We start from the raw sequence: 18,039 nt of genomic DNA, 5'->3' as shown, positions 1-18,039 counted from the left end.
CGCATGACCCGAGCACGACGTACGGCCGTGGCCGCCCCCAACGCCCTCGCCGCCCAGGCGGGTGTCGACGCCGTCGCCCTCGGCGGCACCGCCGTCGACGCGGCCCTGGCCGCCATGGCCGTCACCTTCGTCAGCGAGCCCGGCATCGTCAGTGCGATGGGCGGCGCGTTCGTCGCGGTCTGGCCGGTGCAGGGCGACCCGGTGGTCGTCGACGGCAACGCCGAGATGCCCGGACGCGGACTGCCGCCCGAGCGGTTCGGCCGAGGCGTGCGCAACGTCTGGCTCGACTACGCCGGCGGCATGGAGATCCAGGCCGGCGCCGGGTCCGTGGCGACCCCGGGCGCGTTCGCCGCGATGGAGCGCGCGCACGAGATGTTCGGCGGGGCGTCGTGGGCGCAGGTGCTCGCGCCGGCCATCCACGTCGCCGACCGCGGGTGGCGGGTCGGCGCGGCCGCCGGCAGCTACCTGCAGCAGGTGGGCGAGGGGCTGTTCACGTTCGACCCCGACACCCGGGCCGCGCTCACCGACGACGGCGTGCCGCACGGGCCGGGGGCGGCGCTGACCAACCCCGACATGGCCCGAGTGCTGACGCAGCTGGCGGAGGAAGGCACCGCGCCGCTCTACCGCGGCGACCTCGCCCACCGCATCGCCGACCACCTGCAGGAGCTCGACGGGCTCGTCACCCGCGCCGACCTCGCCGACTACGAGGTGGTCGTGCGCCCCGCGACGCTCAGCGCGGTCGGCGACTGGCAGGTGGCCACCAACCCGCCGCCGTCGATCGGCGGCCCGGTGCTGGCCACGATGCTGCGCCTGATGGGCGACGGCACCCCGGACCCGGAGACCCTGGCCCGGGTGCAGCGGGAGGTGCTGACCTATCGCCGCGACAACCTCGACACCGCCGCCGATCTCGAGGTGGCCGGGCCCGAGCTGCTCGCCTCGCTGGACGCGCTGTCGCTGAACCGCGTCCCCCGCTCCCCCAACACCGCCCACGTGTCGGCGGTCGACTCCGACGGCCTGGCCTGCGCGATCACCGCCTCCTCGGGCTACTCCTCCGGCGTCACGGTGCCGGGCACCGGCCTGCTGCTCAACAACTCGCTGGGCGAGCCCGAGCTCAACCGGCACGGGGTGCACGCCCTGCCGCCGGGCACCCGCCTGGCGTCGAACATGGCCCCCACGACCGCGCGCCACCCCGACGGCTCGACCCTGGCGGTCGGCAGCCCCGGGGCCGACCGGATCACCACCGCGCTGCAGCAGACGCTCGCGTGGTTCCTGTGCGGCGGGCTGGGGCTGCAGCAGGCCATCGACCACCCGCGCCTGCACCTGCGGGTGCTCGCCGGCGACGAGGTGGTGGTCGAGCACGAGCCCGACCCGCGCATCGACGCCGCGGTCCAGGCTCTGGGCTGGCCGAGCAACGTGCACGACCCGGTCGCGATGTACTTCGGCGGCGTGGGCGGCGCGCTCGTGTCGCGCGAGGGCGACCTCAGCGCCGCGGGCGACCCGCGCCGGGCCGCAGCGACCGCCGTGGGGTGAACCGGCCGGGCCCGGCGAACCGGGTGACCCGGCTCAGGCCGGGACCGGGCCGGCGACCGCGACGGCCTCGGCCACCGGGGCCGTCGGGATGATCCGGCTGAGCTTCGTGGCCCGCAGCAGCCGGCGCATGCGCGGCGTGGCGTCGGCGATGACCACCTGACGCCCCGCCCGCCGGGCCCGCCGGTGGGCCTCGACGATCACGCCCAGGCCGGTGGCGTCCTCGACCTCGGCCTCGCCGAGGTGCAGCACCAGGTCGCCCGAGCCGGTGTCGATCGCGGTGTGCAGCAGCGCGCGCACGTCGGCGGCGGTCGCCACCCCCAGACTGCCCTGCAGCGTGATGCCCTCGACGTCCATCGTCGCCGTGACCTGGTCCCTCGCCGTGTGCCCCCGCATCACGTCCCCGATCGTCGTCCGTCGCGTGTATGCGTATTGACGCACGACGAGCCCACGAGTTGCCCTGTGCTGCGGTCACGATCTCGTCACGGGTCTGCGACGATCGTCGCCATGGTCAACCTCACCCGGATCTACACCCGCACCGGCGACAAGGGCACGACGGCGCTCGGCGACTTCAGCCGCACGTCCAAGACCGACCCGCGGCTGGTGGCCTACGCCGACACCGACGAGGCGAACAGCAGCATCGGCGTGGTCCTCGCGACCACCGAGGTGGCCGAGGACGTACGCGCGCTGCTCACCCGGGTGCAGAACGACCTGTTCGACGTGGGCGCCGACCTGTGCACCCCGCTGGTCGAGAACCCCGAGCACCCGCCGCTGCGGGTGCAGCAGGAGTGGATCGACGCGCTGGAGGAGGCGTGCGACACCTACAACGAGGGCCTGGAGCCGATGCGCTCGTTCATCCTGCCCGGTGGCACCCCCGCCGCGGCGCAGCTGCACGTCGCCCGCACGGTCGTCCGCCGGGCCGAGCGCGCCACCTGGGCCGCCATCGAGCAGTACGGCACCGAGGTCGCCTCCGCGGGCAGCGAGCGCGGCGTCGGCGGGGTCAACCCGCTGACCGCGCAGTACCTCAACCGGCTCTCCGACCTGCTGTTCATCCTCGGCCGGGTCGCCAACCTGCCCCAGGGCGACGTGCCCTGGGTGCCCGGCGGCGAGCGCTGAGCGCGCGCCCGGGCGCTAGGCCACGTTGTTGGCGTTGAGCCCCGGGGGCGCCGACTCCGACCACGACCGCACCGCGGTGTAGTCGGCGCGGCTGAGCACCACGTCGACGGTCTGCTCGGGCAGCTCGAGCGGCACGAGCACCGGGTCGGGCATGCCGGTGGGGCGGTAGTCGCTGTCGCGCGGCACGCCGAGCGCGAGCCGGCCGCGCTCCCACTGGGCCGCGGGGCGCGTGGTGACCCCGAACAACGGGAACCAGGCGATGTCCTCGCCGCCGACGCGGGCCATGCCCGAGCGCCAGGAGCCGTCGCGGTGCAGCGACATCAGGACCATCGGCCCGCCGCGGGAGATGCGCGAGCGGCGCAGGAGCAGCAGGGCCAGGATCAGGGCGAAGAGCAGCAGCAGGCCGCCGAGGATCTCTCCTGTGACGACCAGCTCGCCCACCCGGTCACACCGCCTCGGTCAGGCCGAGGCGCCGTCGGTGATCGTCTCGGACACGATCCGCACGGTGTCGTGGTCGACCGAGAGGAAACCGCCGTCGACGTGGACCGTGCGGGTGGAGCCGTCGAGCGGCTCGACCTTGACGTCGCTCTCCGCGAGCAGCGACAGCATCGGCTCGTGGCCGGGCAGGATGCCCAGCTCGCCGTCGAGCGTGCGAGCGGTCACCCGGCTGGCCTCGCCCTCCCAGACCTTGCGGTCGGCGGCGACGACCTCGACGGTCAGCTGGCTCACGGGATCCTCCGATGGGTGGGGCAGCGTTTCAACTATCGTACCGGCGCCTGCGGGTCGGGCACCGCTCGGGTCAGCCGGGCGAACGCGCGCATCACGTGATAGGTCAGCAGCGCCGCCCCGGTGCCGAGCGCGATGCCCGCGAACTGCAGCTCGCCGACCTGCCAGGTGAAGTCGGCGATGCCGATGATCAGCGCCACGGCGCAGGTCATCAGGTTCACCGGGTTGCCGAGGTCGACCCGGTTCTCGACCCAGATCCGCGCGCCGAGCAGCCCGATCATCCCGTAGAGCACGACGGCGGCCCCGCCGAGCACCCCCGGCGGCACGGTCGAGATCGCGGCGCCGAACTTGGGCGAGAACGACAGCCCGAGCGCGACGAGCGCGGCGACCCAGTAGGCCGCGGTGGAGTAGACCTTCGTGGCGGCCATGACCCCGATGTTCTCGGCGTACGTCGTCGTGCCCGACCCGCCGCCGAGCCCGGCGAGCGTCGTGGCCAGCCCGTCGCCCATCAGCGCCCGCCCGGACATCGGGTCGAGGTCGTCACCGGTCATCTGGGCGACCGACTTCACGTGGCCGATGTTCTCGGCGACCAGCACCAGCACGACCGGCACGAACAGGCCCACGGTGTCCAGGTGGAAGGTCGGAGTGGTGAACTCCGGCAGCCCGACCCAGCCGGCCCGGCCCACGGCGGCCAGGTCGACCTCCCCGCGCACGGCCGCGACGGCGTACCCCGCGACGACGCCCACCAGGATCGAGAGCCGGCCGAGGATGCCGCGCGCCAGCACCGTGACGAGCAGGATCACCACGAGGGTCGCGAGCGCCGTGAGCGGCGACTTCACGAAGTTGTCCTTGGCCGCGGGCGCGAGGTTGAGGCCGATGAGGGCCACGATGGCGCCGGTGACGACCGGCGGCATCAGCGCCCGCAGCCACCCGGCGCCGGCCGCCTGGACGACGAGCCCGACGGCCGCCAGGGCGATGCCGGTGAGCACCACGCCGCCGAGCGCCCCGGCCATCCCGTGCTCGGCCTTGGCCGCGCCGATCGGCGCCAGGAAGGCGAACGAGCTGCCGAGGTAGGACGGCACCCGGCCGGCGGTGACGACCAGGAAGATCATCGTGCCGACCGCGGAGAAGAACAGCGTCGTCGCCGGCGGGAAGCCGGTGATCAGCGGCACCAGGAACGTCGCGCCGAACATGGCCACCACGTGCTGGGCCCCGATGCCGACGGTGCGCGGCCAGGTCAGCCGCTCCCCCGGACGTACGACCTCGCCGGGCCGCAACCGGCCGTCGCCTCCGTGCACGCTCCAGCTCAGGCCGAGCCGGCCCAGTCCTTGGATCACCGCGGCAGTCTAGGGACCACCGCCGCAGCTCCGGAGAACGCCCGCATGAAACCGGGTTAGGTGCGTTTGACCCTGATGCATCGAGGTCAAACGCACGTAACCCGGTTTCATGCGCGGGTGGAGGCGCACCTCCGGGTGGGGTACCTGCGCCCTGATGCTGGTGGGGCGGGGTGGGGCGGGCGGGTCAGGCGGTGGTGATGGAGTCGCCCGTGATGCCGGCGGCGCGGCGGGCGGCTAGCCGGCGCTTCTGCGGCTCGATGGTGTAGCGCGGGTCCTTGGCCGACTCCAGCCCGGCCTCGAACACCCCGAACCGGGTGAACGCCGAGGCGGTCATCAGCGCCAGGCCCGAGGCCACGGCGACCGCGCGCGACCGACCGGCGAACAGGGTGCCGATGCCGCCGGCCACCACGAGCCGCTCGCTCCAGCGCAGCAGCTTCCCGGGGGTGCCGTGGTGCAGCGGCTCGACCAGCACCGGGTCCATCTGGCGCTCCATGACCTTGGTGGCGACCAGGTCGGCGGCGCAGCCGATGGCGGCGAGCGTGCGCGCCGGCCGGGTCTGCGAGGTCGGCGTGGTGACCATCGCGAGGCCGCCGGAGGCCAGGCTCGCGGAGCTGGCGAAGACGAACGGCAGGTGCTTGTAGGCGCCGTTCCAGGTCGGGACGGCGGTGTTGGACAGCAGCGCGGCGGTGTAGCCGGCGAGCGGCGGCCCGAAGACGCCGGCACCGATGCCGGCCGGACCCTCGACGGCGCGCAGCACCGGACGCACCGGGCCGATCGGCAGCCGGTTGCCGCTGATCCGGTCCACCTCGTTCGCGACGGCGACGCCCATGCCCGAGCTGAACCCGGTGAGGATCCACGAGCCGACGCTCATCGGCGAGGTGATCTTGAACGTGCGCAGCATGTTGTAGAACCGCTCCGGCCGGCCGAGGTCGGCGACCAGCGCGGCACCGGAGATGCCGACCGCGGTCATCGCCCCGAGCCGGGCGTTGCGGCGCAGCGTGTCGAGCCCGGCCAGCTGCGCGCCGGCGGCGATCACGCCGGAGCCGCCGGCGACCCCGCCGACGAACAGGTAGAGCGCGACCGGCCACTCCCACGGCGGCGGCTTGACGACCGGCTTGCCGTAGTAGGAGACGAACTCGGCGTCGGGCACCATCGGCACCTCGCGGGTGCCGTCGCCCCCGGGCTGGGTGCCGAGGTTGCCGTGCCGGCGCCGTCCACCGGGGCGACGTCCGAACCGGCGCCGGGGCTTCTCCGGCGGGCGGTAGGCGTCGAACTCCGAGGTGGTCATCACCCTCCCTTCACGAAGGCGAGCGCGGCGGCCGCGGCCATCCCGGCCATGGCCATGCCGACCCGCTTGTACATCTCCGGCAGGTCCGCGGTGGGCACCCGCGGGTCGGGCGGCAGGCCGTAGACCTCGGGCTCGTCCAGCAGCAGGAAGACCGACCCGGTGCCGCCGACGCCGTCGTGCTCGTTGGCGCCGTAGAGCCGCGCCTCGGTGCGGCCCTGCGCCTGCAGCTCGGCGAGCCGCTCGTGCGCGGTCACCACGAGGTCGTCGTGGTCGCCGAACTTGATCGACGTCGTGGGGCAGGTCTTGGCGCACGCCGGCGTCTCGTCGTCGAGCAGCCGGTCGTAGCACAGGGTGCACTTCTGGGCGACGCCCACGTTGGGCACGTCGGGCTGCTCGCGCGGGCCGCGCTTGTCGGTCTTGGGCGCGGCCGTGCCGTCGCTGCGCCGCTCGACCACCCCGAACGGGCAGCCGGCCACGCAGGTGCCGCAGCCGTTGCACACGTCGTCCTGGATGACGACCGTGCCGAACTCGGTGCGGAACAGCGCGCCCGTCGGGCACACGTCGAGGCAGCCGGCGTGCGTGCAGTGCTTGCACACGTCGGACGACATCAGCCAGCGGAACTCCGGGGTGTCCGGCGGCGTGGTGTCGACGAGCGTGTCGGTCTGCGCGGCGGCGCGGGTCTCGGGAGGCCCCACCCGCGGCATGCCGAGGTCGATCAGCTGCTGGCCGCTGGCCCGCGCCTCCTCGATGCGCTCACGCCCCTGCTCGATGAAGGCCACGTGCCGCCACGTGCTCGCACCGAGCTGCTCGGTGTTGTCGTACGACATCCCGGACAGCTCCAGGTCGCCGTCGCGCGGGTTGTGGTTCCACTCCTTGCAGGCCACCTCGCAGGCCTTGCACCCGATGCAGATCGAGGTGTCGGTGAAGAAGCCCTTGCGCGGCAGGTCGTCCGTCCACCCCGCGTCGGGTGCGGGGTCGGACGGGCCGGAGAACTCACCCATCGGTCGTCCTTCCCTCCTCGGGACTGGTCGGCTGCTCGGTGAGCCGGACGTTGTCGGTCTGGGTCGTGGCGCCCGCGCGCTCCTGGTAGTCGCGCACCAGCTGCAGCAGCGCCGCGCCGCGCGGCCGGCGGCCGGCGACGATGTCGCACGAGCCGACCTTGGACTCCTGGATCTGGGTGTTCGGGTCGAGCGTGACGCCGATCAGGTCGTTCGCGGCGTCACCCTGCACGACCGCCTCGGTCCCGACTCCCCAGTGGTAGGGCAGCCCCACCTGGTGCACCGCCCGGCCGTTGATGCGCAGCGGCGTCATGCGGTCGGTGACCAGCACCCGCGCCTCGATCGCGGCGCGCGGCGAGACGATCGTCGCCCACCCGCCGTTGGTCAGGCCGCGCTCGGCGGCCAGCGCCGGCGAGATCTCGCAGAACATCTCCGGCTGCAGCTCGGCCAGGAACGGCGACCAGCGGCTCATGCCGCCCGCGGTGTGGTGCTCGGTGAGGCGGTAGGTCGTGAAGACGAACGGGTAGACCTCCACCCCGGGCTCCCCCGCGCTGGGGGCGTCGAGGTTGTCCTCGCGCGGGAACATGATGCGAGCCGGCGCCTGCTGCTGCGGGTAGAGCGCGTTGTCGACCGGCGACTCCTGCGGCTCGTAGTGCGTCGGCAGCGGCCCGTCGACCAGACCGCGCGGCGCGAACAACCAGCCCTTGCCGTCGGCCTGCATGATGAACGGGTCGTCACCGGCGAGGCCCTCGGCCCCGCCCACTCCGACCGGAGGTCGCTCCCCCGGCGCCTTGTCGGCCGGGAAGTCGGGCACGTCGGGACCGACCCAGCGCTGCTCCTGCTCGTCCCACCACAGGTACTTCTTGCGCTCGCTCCACGGCTTGCCCTCGGGGTCGGCCGAGGCGCGGTTGTACAGGATCCGCCGGTCGGCGGGCCAGGCCCAGCCCCACTCCGACTGCGCCTGCCCCGGCCCGCCCTGCGGCACCCGGCGGGCGGCGTGGTTGGTGCCGTCGGCGTACACGCCGGTGTAGATCCAGCAGCCGCCGGCGGTCGAGCCGTCGGCCCGCATCTCGCCGTAGGCCGACAGGTTCTTGCCCTTGTCGGGACCGGAGACGTAGAAGCCGTTGATCTCCGACATCACCGCCTCGGGGTCGGGGTTGCCGTGCGCGTCGAGCGGGTAGTCCCAGGTCATGTCCAGCAGCGGACGGTCGCGCTCGTCGGTCGAGTCGGCCAGCCGCGCGCGGATGCGCCGGCCCAGCTCGAAGAAGAAGTCCAGCTCGCTCTGCGCCTGGCCCGGCGGCTGCACCGCCTGGTGGCGCCACTGCAGCATCCGCTGGGTCTGGGTGAACGATCCGGCCTTCTCCACGTGGGTGGCCGCGGGCAGGAAGAACACCTCGGTGCCGATGTCCTCGGTGCGCAGCTCGCCCGAGGCGATCTCGGGGCTGTCCTTCCACCAGGTCGCCGACTCGATCATGTTCAGGTCGCGCACGACCAGCCACTTCAGGTGCGACATGCCCAGCCGCGCCTGCCGCCCGTTCGCCGAGCCGACGGCCGGGTTCTGGCCGAGCACGAAGTAGCCCTCGACCACGTCGTCGAGCATGTTGACCGTCGTCTGGTACGTCCCCGCGGGCCCGGTGAGACGCGGCAGGTAGTCGTAGCACCAGTCGTTCTCGGCCGTCGCCGCGTCGCCGAACCACGCCTTGAGCAGGCTCACGGCGTAGGTGTCGGCGTAGGCCCAGTAGCCCTTCTGCTCCTTGGAGAACAGCGAGCTGAGGTAGTCCTGGAACGTGTCGTGCTGGCCGGCCGAGGGCATCGGCAGGTAGCCCGGCAGCAGGTTGAACAGCGTCGGGATGTCGGTCGAGCCCTGGATGCTGGCGTGCCCGCGCAGCGCCATGATCCCGCTGCCGGGGCGGCCCACGTTGCCGAGCAGCAGCTGCAGGATCGCGGCGGTGCGGATGAACTGCGCGCCGAACGTGTGCTGGGTCCAGCCGGTGGCATAGCCGAAGCAGGTCGTCCGCTCGCGGCCGGAGTTGCTGGTGATCGACTCGGCGACGTAGGCGAAGTCCTCGAGGCTGATGCCGCACATGTCGCGCACCATCTCGGGGGTGTAGCGCGCGTAGTGCCGCTTGAGGATCTGGAAGACCGTGCGCGGGTGCTCCAGCGTCTCGTCGCGCAGCACCTCGGCGCTCTCCAGCGACGGGCCTCCCGACCCGTGCTGGTCACCCGCGGCACGGGCGGTCGCCTCGGCGCCGTCCTCGTCCTTGCCGGGAGAGTCGACCGTGCCCTGCTCCACGTCGGGGTGGTCGTACGCCCAGCTCGCCGGGTCGTACGTGCCGGTCTCGGGGTCGAAGCCGGAGAACAGCCCGCCGAGGTCCTCGGGGTCGCGGTAGCTCTCGTTCACCAGCGTCGCGGCGTTGGTGTAGGCCACGACGTAGTCACGGAAGTACAGGTCGTTGCTCAGCACGTGGTTGATCAGCGCGCCGAGCAGCACGACGTCGGACCCTGCGCGGATCGGCACGTGCCGGTCGGCCACCGCTCCGGTGCGCGTGAAGCGGGGGTCGATGTGGATGACCCTGGCCCCCTTGGCCTGCGCCTCGGAGACCCACTGGAAGCCCACCGGGTGCGCCTCGGCCATGTTGCCGCCCATGAGGATGACGCAGTCGGCGTTGGCCATGTCCTGCAGCGACTGGGTCGCGCCGCCTCGACCGTAAGAAGCCCCCAGACCGGGGACGGTGGCGGAGTGTCAAATGCGAGCTTGGTTCTCGATCTGGATCGCGCCTGCTGCGGTGAACAGCTTCTTGATCAGGTAGTTCTCTTCGTTGTCGAGGGTCGCGCCGCCGAGCGAGGCGATCGCCATCGTGCGGCGCAGCTTGCGGCCCTCGTCGTCGAGCTCCTGCCACCCGCGGCGACGCGACTCCAGGAACCGGTCGGCGATCATGTCGATCGCGGTGTCCAGGTCCAGGTCCTGCCAGTCGGTGGCGTACGGCGCGCGGTAACGGATCGTGGTCTGGCGCAGCGGGTTGTTGACCAGCTGCTCGCTGGAGGCGCCCTTGGGGCACAGCCGCCCGCGGGAGATCGGCGAGTCGGGGTCGCCCTCGATGCCGATGACGCGCTCGTCCTTGACGTACACCCGTTGGCCGCAGCCGACGGCGCAGAACGGGCAGACGCTCTGCACGACCCGGTCGGCGGTGGCGGTGCGCGGCTGGATCGCGCGCGTCTTCTTCGACGTGGACGTGGGTCCACGACCGAACCAGTCACCGGACCTCAGCTGTCGCAGGACCGGCCACTCGAGGAACAACTTCTCGGCCACGAGCCCGACCCTAACCCACCGGGAGCAGACATGAATGCACCCTCCCGAGCGGGTCGGGAGGGTGCATCCTGCGTGCGTCGCGAGGCGAGCGGGCTCAGCCGTTCTGCTCGAGCTCCTTGGCCTTGCGCTCGACGTCGTCGAGGCCACCGCACATGAAGAACGCCTGCTCCGGGACGTGGTCGTAGTCGCCGTCGGCGATCTTGGTGAACGCCTCGATCGTGTCGGCCAGCGGCACGGTCGAGCCCTCGATGCCGGTGAACTGCTTGGCGACGTAGGTGTTCTGCGACAGGAAGCGCTGGATGCGACGGGCCCGGTTGACGAGGATCTTGTCCTCCTCGGAGAGCTCGTCGATGCCGAGGATCGCGATGATGTCCTGCAGCTCCTTGTTGCGCTGCAGGATCCCCTTGATGCGCACCGCGGTGTCGTAGTGCTCCTTGGAGATGTAGCGCGGGTCCAGGATGCGCGAGGTCGACGTCAGCGGGTCCACGGCGGGGTAGATGCCCATCGAGGCGATGTCACGCGAGAGCTCGGTGGTCGCGTCGAGGTGGGCGAACGTCGTGGCCGGCGCCGGGTCGGTGTAGTCGTCGGCGGGCACGTAGATCGCCTGCATCGAGGTGATCGAGTGACCGCGCGTCGAGGTGATCCGCTCCTGCAGCACGCCCATCTCGTCGGCCAGGGTCGGCTGGTAGCCCACGGCCGACGGCATGCGGCCGAGCAGCGTCGAGACCTCCGAGCCGGCCTGGGTGAACCGGAAGATGTTGTCGATGAACAGCAGCACGTCCTGGTTCTGCACGTCGCGGAAGTACTCCGCCATCGTGAGCGCCGACAGCGCGACCCGCAGGCGGGTGCCCGGCGGCTCGTCCATCTGGCCGAACACCAGCGCGGTCTGCGGGAGCACGCCGGCCTCGTCCATCTCGACCATCAGGTCGTTGCCCTCACGGGTGCGCTCGCCGACACCGGCGAACACCGACACACCACCGTGGTCGCGCGCGACGCGGGCGATCATCTCCTGGATCAGCACGGTCTTGCCGACACCCGCACCGCCGAACAGACCGATCTTGCCGCCCTGGACGTACGGCGTGAGCAGGTCGATGACCTTGATGCCGGTCTCGAACATCTGGGTCTTGGACTCCAGCGCGTCGAAGGCCGGGGCCTTGCGGTGGATGCCCCAGCGCTCGGTGACGTCGAGCGTCTCGCCCGGCTCGAGGTTGAGGCAGTCGCCGGTCGCGTTGAAGACCTTGCCGAGGGTGACGTCACCGACGGGCACGGTGATCGGGCCGCCGGTGTCCTGCACCTGGGCGCCGCGGACGAGACCGTCGGTCGGCTGCAGCGAGATGGCGCGCACCATGTTGTCGCCGACGTGCTGGGCGACCTCGAGGTTGATGCGCTTGGGCTCGTCGCCCTCGATCTGGACGTCGGTGGTCAGCAGGTTGTAGATGTCGGGCATCGAGTCGCCGGAGAACTCCACGTCGACGACCGGGCCGATGACCCGGGCGACGCGACCGACGCCACCCGGGGAGCTCTGCTCCTGCTGCGGGGCTGCGGTGGTTGCAGTCATTGTCCTGTGCTTCCTTTACTTCCGGGTCAGGCCTCGGCGAGCGCGCTGGCGCCACCGACGATCTCGGAGATCTCCTGGGTGATCTCCGCCTGGCGGGCCTGGTTGGCGAGACGGGTGTAGGTGCGGATGAGGTCCTCGGCGTTGTCGGTCGCCGACTTCATCGCCCGCTGACGGGCGGCGAGCTCGGAGGCCGCCGACTGCAGCAGGCAGTTGTAGATCCGCGCCGTGATGTATTTCGGCAGCAGCGCGTCGAGCACCTCGGCCGGGTTCGGCTCGAAGTCGTACAGCGGCAGCGGGCCGTGCACCTGCTCCTCGCCGGCCTCGTCGGCCGAGACGACCTCCAGCGGCAGCAGCCGCAGGTCGCGCGGCTCCTGGGTCACCATCGAGCGGAACTGGGTGTAGACGACGTGGACCTCGTCGACACCGCCCTCGTCGGAGCCCTTGGTGAACTCCTCGACGAGGCGCTCACCGATCTCCTTGGCGTCCTCGAACCGGGGCGAGTCGGTGAACCCGGACCACTCGGCGGCGTAGTCGCGGCGGCGGAACTTGTAGTAGCTCACCGCCTTGCGGCCGACGAGGTAGGGGACGACCTCCTTGCCCTCGTTCTGCAGTCGCTCGATCAGCTCGGCGCTCTTCTTGATCGCGTTGACCGAGTAGGACCCGGCCAGGCCGCGGTCGCTGGTGCAGATCAGCACCGCCGCTCGGCGCGGGCTCTCCCGCTCGGTCGTCAGCAGGTGCTCGGTGTCGGAGTAGCTCGCCACCGCCGAGCACGCGCGAGTGAGCGCGAGGGCGTACGGCGTGGAACGCTCCACCGCCTGTCGCGCCTTCACCACGCGCGAGGCAGCGATGAGCTCCATCGCGCGGGTGATCTTCTTGGTCGCCTGGACCGAGCGGATGCGCTGGCGGTAGATCCGCTGCTGCCCTGCCATCGGGCACTCTCCTTAACGTTGCAGCCTGCGGGGCGTCAGCCCTGCTTGACGATCTTGGCCTGGTCGATCTGGTCCTGGGTGATCTCGTCGTGCCGCTCCGAGCCCTCACCACCGCGGTCCTCGGTCGGCTGGAACTGCTGCTTGAAGGCCTTCATGTGCTCTTCCAGCTTGTTCTTGCCGTCGTCGTCGAGCTTGGTGGTCTCGCGGATCGCGTCGAGCAGCCCCGAGTCGTTGTGCCGCAGGAAGTCGAGCCACTCCGACTCGAACCGCTGCACGTCGTCGACCGGGACGTCGTCGAACTTGCCGGTGGTGCCGGCCCAGATCGTGACGACCTGCTCCTCCATGGGGAAGGGGTCGTTCTGCGGCTGCTTGAACATCGCCATCAGCCGCTCACCGCGCGCCAGCTGGTGGCGCGAGGCCGCGTCGAGGTCGGAGGCGAACATGGCGAACGCCTGCATCTCGCGGTACTGCGCGAGGTCGACCTTGATCGAGCCGGTGACCGCCTTCATGGCCTTGGTCATGGCCGCACCGCCGACTCGCGACACCGACACACCCACGTCGACCGCGGGGCGCTGGTTGGAGTTGAACAGGTCGGCCTGCAGGAAGATCTGGCCGTCGGTGATCGAGATGACGTTGGTCGGGATGTACGCCGACACGTCGCCGGCCTTGGTCTCGATGATCGGCAGGCCGGTCATCGAGCCGGCGCCCAGCTCGTCGTTCAGCTTGGCGCAGCGCTCCAGCAGCCGCGAGTGCAGGTAGAACACGTCACCCGGGTAGGCCTCGCGGCCCGGCGGGCGGCGCAGCAGCAGCGACATCGCGCGGTAGGCCTCGGCCTGCTTGGACAGGTCGTCGAACACGATGAGCACGTGCTTGCCGTCGTACATCCAGTGCTGGCCGATGGCCGAGCCGGTGAACGGCGCGAGGTACTTGAAGCCGGCCGGGTCGCCCGCGGGGGCGTTGACGATGGTGGTGTACTCCATCGCGCCCGCCTCCTCCAGCGTGCCCTTGACCTCGGCGACGGTGGAGTTCTTCTGGCCGACGGCGACGTAGATGCAGCGGACCTGCTTCTCCGGGTCGCCGGTCTCCCAGTTCTGCTTCTGGTTGATGATCGTGTCGGTGGCGATCGTCGTCTTGCCGGTCTTGCGGTCGCCGATGATCAGCTGACGCTGACCGCGACCGATCGGGGTCATCGAGTCGATCGCCTTGATGCCGGTCATCAGCGGCTGGTGCACCGACTTGCGCGACACCACGTTGGGCGCCTGCAGCTCGAGCTCGCGGCGGGTGTCGGACTGGATGTCGCCCAGGCCGTCGATCGGCTGGCCCAGCGGGTCGACGACCCGGCCGAGGAACGCGTCGCCGACGGGCACCGAGAGCACCTCGCCGGTCCGCTTGACCTCCTGGCCCTCCTCGATGCCGCCGAACTCGCCGAGGATGACGACACCGATGTCGTGCACGTCGAGGTTCAGCGCAATGCCGAGGGTGCCGTCCTCGAACTGCAGCAGCTCGTTGGTCATCGCCGAGGGCAGACCCTCGACGTGGGCGATGCCGTCGCTGGCGTCGACCACGCGGCCCACCTCTTCGCGCGAGGCGGTGCCCGGCTCGTACGACTGGACATAGCCGTCCAGCGCGTCGCGGATCTCCTCCGGACGGATCGAGAGCTCCGTCATCATCTACTCCTTCATGGCCGGGACCGGTGGTCCCGAGGTGTGGTCTGTCTGCTGCAGTTGTGGGGTGCGGGTCGCCCGCCGGCTCAGCCGGCCAGCGCCCGTCGGGCGTCGTCGAGGCGGCGCGCCACCGTGCCGTCGATGACCTCGTCGCCGACCTGCACGCGCAGGCCGCCGACCACGTCGGGGTCGATGACCACGTTGAGCTGCACCGGCTTGGAGTACGTCCGGGAGAGCGCCTGCTCCAGGCGCTCGGCCAGGTCGGGGCTCAGCGGCTTGGCCACGGTCACCAGCGCCACCAGCTGCTCGCGCCGCTGCGCGGCCACGCCCTGGTAACGCTCGATCGCCTGGTCGAACCGCTGCCCGCGCGGGTTGAACGCCGCCAGCCGGGCCAGCTGCACCGTCTCCGGTGCGGCCTTGCCGTCGAGCAGCCGACCCACGAGGTCGGCCTTGTCCTGCCCGCCGCGCTGACGGTTGGTCAGGGCGTCACGCAGCTCGGGGGTGCCGGCCACGAGGCGCTCGACCTGGAACAGCTCCTGCTCGACCTGCCCCAGACGACCGGCCTGCTCGGCCGCGGCGGTGACCGCCTCGGCGCCCAGCAGGTCGAGGGCGTCGGACATGTCCCGCTCGGCCGACCAGCGCTGGCCGACGAGCGAGCCGAGGACCTGCAGGGCCGCGTCGCCGACCTTGCCCTCGAACAGCCGGGCGCCGAGCTGACGCTTGGCATCGGTGTCACGAGAGGGGTCGACCAGCGCGCGGCGCAGCGCCGCGCTGCTGTCGAGCGTGCGGCCGACGAAGAACAGGTCGTCGGCCAGCTGCTTGGCATCGGTCTGCCCGAGCTGCTGCGCGAGCTGGTCGCGCCCGGCCTTGAGTGCTCCGCGGGACGAGCCGTCCATCTAGGACTCGCTCCCCTGCCGCGTCGCGCCACCCTGCGGGGCCGCGGCCTGCTGGCCACCGACCTTCTCGGGCGTCACGTCGCCGGCCCCGAGCTCGGCGAGGAAGCGCTCGACGATGCCGCGCTGACGCGTCTCGTCCTGCAGCGACTCACCGACGATGCGGCTGGCGAGGTCGGTCGAGATGCGACCCACGTCGCTGCGCAGCGAGACGGCGGCCTGCTGACGCTCGGCCTCGATCGACTTCTGCGCCGACTCGGTGATGCGCTGCGCCTCGACGCCCGCCTGGTTGCGGGCCTCGGCGACGATCTGCGCACCCTGCGCGCGGGCGTCCTCACGGATGCGCCCCGCCTCGGCGTGGGCCTCCTTGAGCTGCGCCTCGTACTTGGCCTTGGCCTCCTCGGCCTGCTGCTGAGCGGCCTCGGCCTGCTCCATGCCGCCCTCGATGGCGGCGGTGCGCTCGGCGTAGACCTCTTCGAGGCGCGGCACGACCTTGGTCTTCACGATCCAGTAGAAGATCCCGAAGACCACCAGGCCGAAGACCAGCTCGGGCCAGTACGGCAGGATCGGCAGCGAGGCACTCGGCTCGTCGGTCTGCTCGGCCTGCACGAGCCCGCTTCTCACTGCGGTCTCAACGAACATGATGGTTCTCCCTCATCAACCGCGGCACACCCATGGTGCGCGGCACGTGTCGGTCCTAGTTGTTGATGAAGAAGAGCACCAGACCGAAGATCGCGAGCGCCTCGGCGAGCGCGAAGCCCAGGATGGCGATCGGGCGCAGCATGTTGGCCGACTCCGGCTGGCGCGCAACGCCGTTGATGTAGGCGGCGAAGATCAGACCCACGGCGATGGCGGGGCCGATGGCGGCGAGGCCGTAGCCGACCAGGGAGATGGAACCCGTGACAGAACCCATGGGGGTTGTTCCTCTTTCGTTTCTCGGTGTGTCCCGGGCGCAGCGTGCACCCAGGGCGTTCGTCTTGCGTGTTCAGTTGTGGCCGTGCACCGGGGGGACCGGCAAGATCAGTGGTCGTCCGCCAGCGCGCCGCCGATGTAGGAGGCGGCCAGCAGGGTGAAGACGTAGGCCTGCAGGAACTGGATCAGCGCCTCGAAGGCGGTCATGACAACGGCCATCAGCCAGGCGGGGATCGCGACGAGCTTGAGGGCGATGCTGTCGGCGAGGAACAGCTCGACACCGCCGACGATGAACACCAGCAGCAGCATGTGACCGGCGAACATGTTGCCGAACAGTCGCAGCGCCAGGGTCAGCGGGCGGGTGATGAAGAAGGTCATCAGCTCCAGGAAGGCGATCAGCGGGAGCAGCCAGCCGGGGATGCCCGGGGGGATCATCCACTTCACGTAGCCGACGAGGCCGCCGTGCTTCTTGATGCCGATCCAGTGGTAGACGACGTAGACGATCGCGGTCAGCGCGATCGGGAAGCCGATGCGCGACATCGTCGGGATCTGGAACGGCGGGATGATGCCCATCAGGTTGTTCAGCAGGATGAACAGGAACAGGCTGAACAGGAGCGGGACGTACTTGATGAACTCGCGCGAGCCGATGGAGTCCTCGGCGATGCCGCCGCGCACGAAGGAGTAGGCCTGCTCGGTCACCCACTGCTTCTTGCTCGGGACGACCGTGGCGTTCTTGGTCGACCACAGCAGCCAGCCGGCGAGCGCCAGCATCGAGATCAGGGCGATGACCATGATTCGGGTGATCGCCACCGGACCGACCGACACGAGCGGGAGCCAGAAGCTCTCGGGCGACGGCGGGAAGTGACCCGTCCGTCCGCTGCCGTCGTCGGCTGCAGGAAGGGCCGCGACGGCCTGGGCGCTCAGTGCGCTGAGGCTCACAAGTTCTCCTCGATCAGGGTCATCAACGGGGTGCGGAAGACGGGGGCCTCAGGACCCATCGGGTCGTTCCGGTCGCTCGGCGGACCGCGGCTTCCCGGGGGAGGCGCTCGGTTGTCCTGACGTACCGTACCGGACGTACAGGGAGTACAACGACAGCGCCATCCCGCCGAGCAGACCCACCAGCAGCAGCCACGGTCCGGTGCCGAGCCAGCGGTCCACGAGCCAGCCGATCCCGGCGAACATCGCCGGTCCGGTGACCAGGGTGGCGGTGGCGTGCGCGGCCAGCAGGTCGGACGAGGGCTCGGTGGGCCGGTAGGCCGAACCCTTGCGCGGCTCGCTCATCGGGCCGCCTTCGGCAGGGGCGCGTCGGAGACCAGCACCCGGGCCGTGACGAACGAGCGCAGCTGGCCGCCCATCCAGGCGAGCGTGGCGACCAGCACCCCGAGCCCGACGTACGTCCGGTCGAGCCCTGGCAGGGCCGCGACCGCGAGGCCGGCGGCCACCATCAGCAGCAGCTGGCAGAAGTAGACGATCAGCGCGGACGGCAGCGCCAGGCCGGGCGCCCAGGCGCGCAGGATGTGGTCGAGCGCGAGCAGCCCGCCGCCGAAGAACGCCGCGGCGAGCACTCCCCCGGCGAGCGCGCCGAGCGCGGCGGGGGCTCCGGAGATCACGGCGCCGACCAGCGCGAGGGCCGCCGCGGCGACGAGCGCGGGCACCGAGCCACCGACGAGCATGCGACGACCCGGGTCGGATGTCTCCGACGAGCGGGTGCGGCGGGGGCTCATGACGGGCTCTCCATCGGGGTCAGGGCCGGCCCGGCGGGTGGCCGGACGTGCTTGTGA

Annotated in this window: 18 protein-coding genes; 2 read left to right on the top strand and 16 right to left on the bottom strand. The window is 71.4% G+C overall.

The window, feature by feature from the left end; translation table 11 throughout:
* The first annotated feature begins 3 nt into the window (after positions 1-3).
* Entirely contained in the window at positions 4-1,530 is a 1,527-nt protein-coding gene (locus FB554_RS03040) for a gamma-glutamyltransferase (protein ID WP_142004577.1), read from the top strand.
* A 33-nt stretch (positions 1,531-1,563) separates the two neighbouring features.
* Here FB554_RS03040 and FB554_RS03035 read toward each other — a convergent pair whose 3' ends face one another.
* Entirely contained in the window at positions 1,564-1,923 is a 360-nt protein-coding gene (locus FB554_RS03035) for an STAS domain-containing protein (protein ID WP_236022243.1), read from the bottom strand.
* Positions 1,924-2,034: 111 nt separating this feature from the next.
* Here FB554_RS03035 and FB554_RS03030 point away from each other — a divergent pair, with 111 nt between their 5' ends.
* On the top strand, positions 2,035-2,643 hold the full coding sequence (locus tag FB554_RS03030) for a cob(I)yrinic acid a,c-diamide adenosyltransferase (RefSeq protein ID WP_142004576.1): 609 nt from the start codon (positions 2,035-2,037) through the stop codon (positions 2,641-2,643).
* Positions 2,644-2,658: 15 nt separating this feature from the next.
* Here the strand turns inward: FB554_RS03030 and FB554_RS03025 are convergent, their stop codons facing one another.
* From FB554_RS03025 to FB554_RS02950, 15 genes are all read right to left on the bottom strand, one after another.
* A complete protein-coding gene (locus FB554_RS03025) occupies positions 2,659-3,084 on the bottom strand; it encodes a DUF2550 family protein (RefSeq protein WP_142004575.1) in 426 nt (141 codons plus the stop codon).
* Positions 3,085-3,102: 18 nt separating this feature from the next.
* Positions 3,103-3,372 (bottom strand): F0F1 ATP synthase subunit epsilon, encoded by a 270-nt coding sequence (locus FB554_RS03020; RefSeq protein WP_142004574.1) that lies wholly within the window; start codon positions 3,370-3,372, stop codon positions 3,103-3,105.
* A 32-nt stretch (positions 3,373-3,404) separates the two neighbouring features.
* Entirely contained in the window at positions 3,405-4,706 is a 1,302-nt protein-coding gene (locus FB554_RS03015) for a uracil-xanthine permease family protein (RefSeq protein WP_420809456.1), read from the bottom strand.
* A 184-nt stretch (positions 4,707-4,890) separates the two neighbouring features.
* Positions 4,891-5,994, bottom strand: coding sequence for an NrfD/PsrC family molybdoenzyme membrane anchor subunit (gene nrfD, locus FB554_RS03010; protein ID WP_142004573.1), 1,104 nt, complete (start codon positions 5,992-5,994; stop codon positions 4,891-4,893).
* Positions 5,994-6,995: a 4Fe-4S dicluster domain-containing protein gene (locus FB554_RS03005; protein WP_142004572.1), complete on the bottom strand. Its 1,002-nt coding sequence runs from the start codon at positions 6,993-6,995 to the stop codon at positions 5,994-5,996. The genes nrfD and FB554_RS03005 overlap by 1 nt, the downstream gene beginning before the upstream one ends.
* Positions 6,988-10,302: a formate dehydrogenase gene (gene fdh, locus FB554_RS03000; RefSeq protein WP_268885469.1), complete on the bottom strand. Its 3,315-nt coding sequence runs from the start codon at positions 10,300-10,302 to the stop codon at positions 6,988-6,990. The genes FB554_RS03005 and fdh overlap by 8 nt, the downstream gene beginning before the upstream one ends.
* Positions 10,303-10,396: 94 nt before the next feature.
* Entirely contained in the window at positions 10,397-11,860 is a 1,464-nt protein-coding gene (gene atpD / locus FB554_RS02990; protein ID WP_142004569.1) for a F0F1 ATP synthase subunit beta, read from the bottom strand.
* Between the two features lie 26 nt (positions 11,861-11,886).
* Positions 11,887-12,789, bottom strand: coding sequence for a F0F1 ATP synthase subunit gamma (locus FB554_RS02985; RefSeq protein ID WP_142004568.1), 903 nt, complete (start codon positions 12,787-12,789; stop codon positions 11,887-11,889).
* 35 nt (positions 12,790-12,824) lie between these two features.
* A complete protein-coding gene (gene atpA / locus FB554_RS02980) occupies positions 12,825-14,456 on the bottom strand; it encodes a F0F1 ATP synthase subunit alpha (protein WP_142004567.1) in 1,632 nt (543 codons plus the stop codon).
* Between the two features lie 83 nt (positions 14,457-14,539).
* Positions 14,540-15,349, bottom strand: coding sequence for a F0F1 ATP synthase subunit delta (locus FB554_RS02975; protein ID WP_142004566.1), 810 nt, complete (start codon positions 15,347-15,349; stop codon positions 14,540-14,542).
* Positions 15,350-15,988: a F0F1 ATP synthase subunit B gene (locus FB554_RS02970; protein WP_142004565.1), complete on the bottom strand. Its 639-nt coding sequence runs from the start codon at positions 15,986-15,988 to the stop codon at positions 15,350-15,352.
* 55 nt (positions 15,989-16,043) lie between these two features.
* Complete coding sequence (locus tag FB554_RS02965; RefSeq protein WP_142004564.1) at positions 16,044-16,259, bottom strand: ATP synthase subunit c family protein; 216 nt, start codon at positions 16,257-16,259, stop codon at positions 16,044-16,046.
* Positions 16,260-16,366: 107 nt separating this feature from the next.
* A complete protein-coding gene (gene atpB, locus FB554_RS02960; protein WP_236022242.1) occupies positions 16,367-17,197 on the bottom strand; it encodes a F0F1 ATP synthase subunit A in 831 nt (276 codons plus the stop codon).
* 48 nt (positions 17,198-17,245) lie between these two features.
* Positions 17,246-17,539, bottom strand: a complete 294-nt coding sequence (locus FB554_RS02955) for an AtpZ/AtpI family protein (RefSeq protein ID WP_142004563.1) — start codon at positions 17,537-17,539, stop codon at positions 17,246-17,248.
* Complete coding sequence (locus tag FB554_RS02950; protein WP_142004562.1) at positions 17,536-17,982, bottom strand: hypothetical protein; 447 nt, start codon at positions 17,980-17,982, stop codon at positions 17,536-17,538. The genes FB554_RS02955 and FB554_RS02950 overlap by 4 nt, the downstream gene beginning before the upstream one ends.
* Positions 17,983-18,039: the final 57 nt, after the last annotated feature.

Source organism: Barrientosiimonas humi (assembly GCF_006716095.1).
GTDB classification, from domain to species: Bacteria; Actinomycetota; Actinomycetes; order Actinomycetales; family Dermatophilaceae; genus Barrientosiimonas; species Barrientosiimonas humi.
This window is presented reverse-complemented; position numbering and strand designations above follow the sequence as displayed.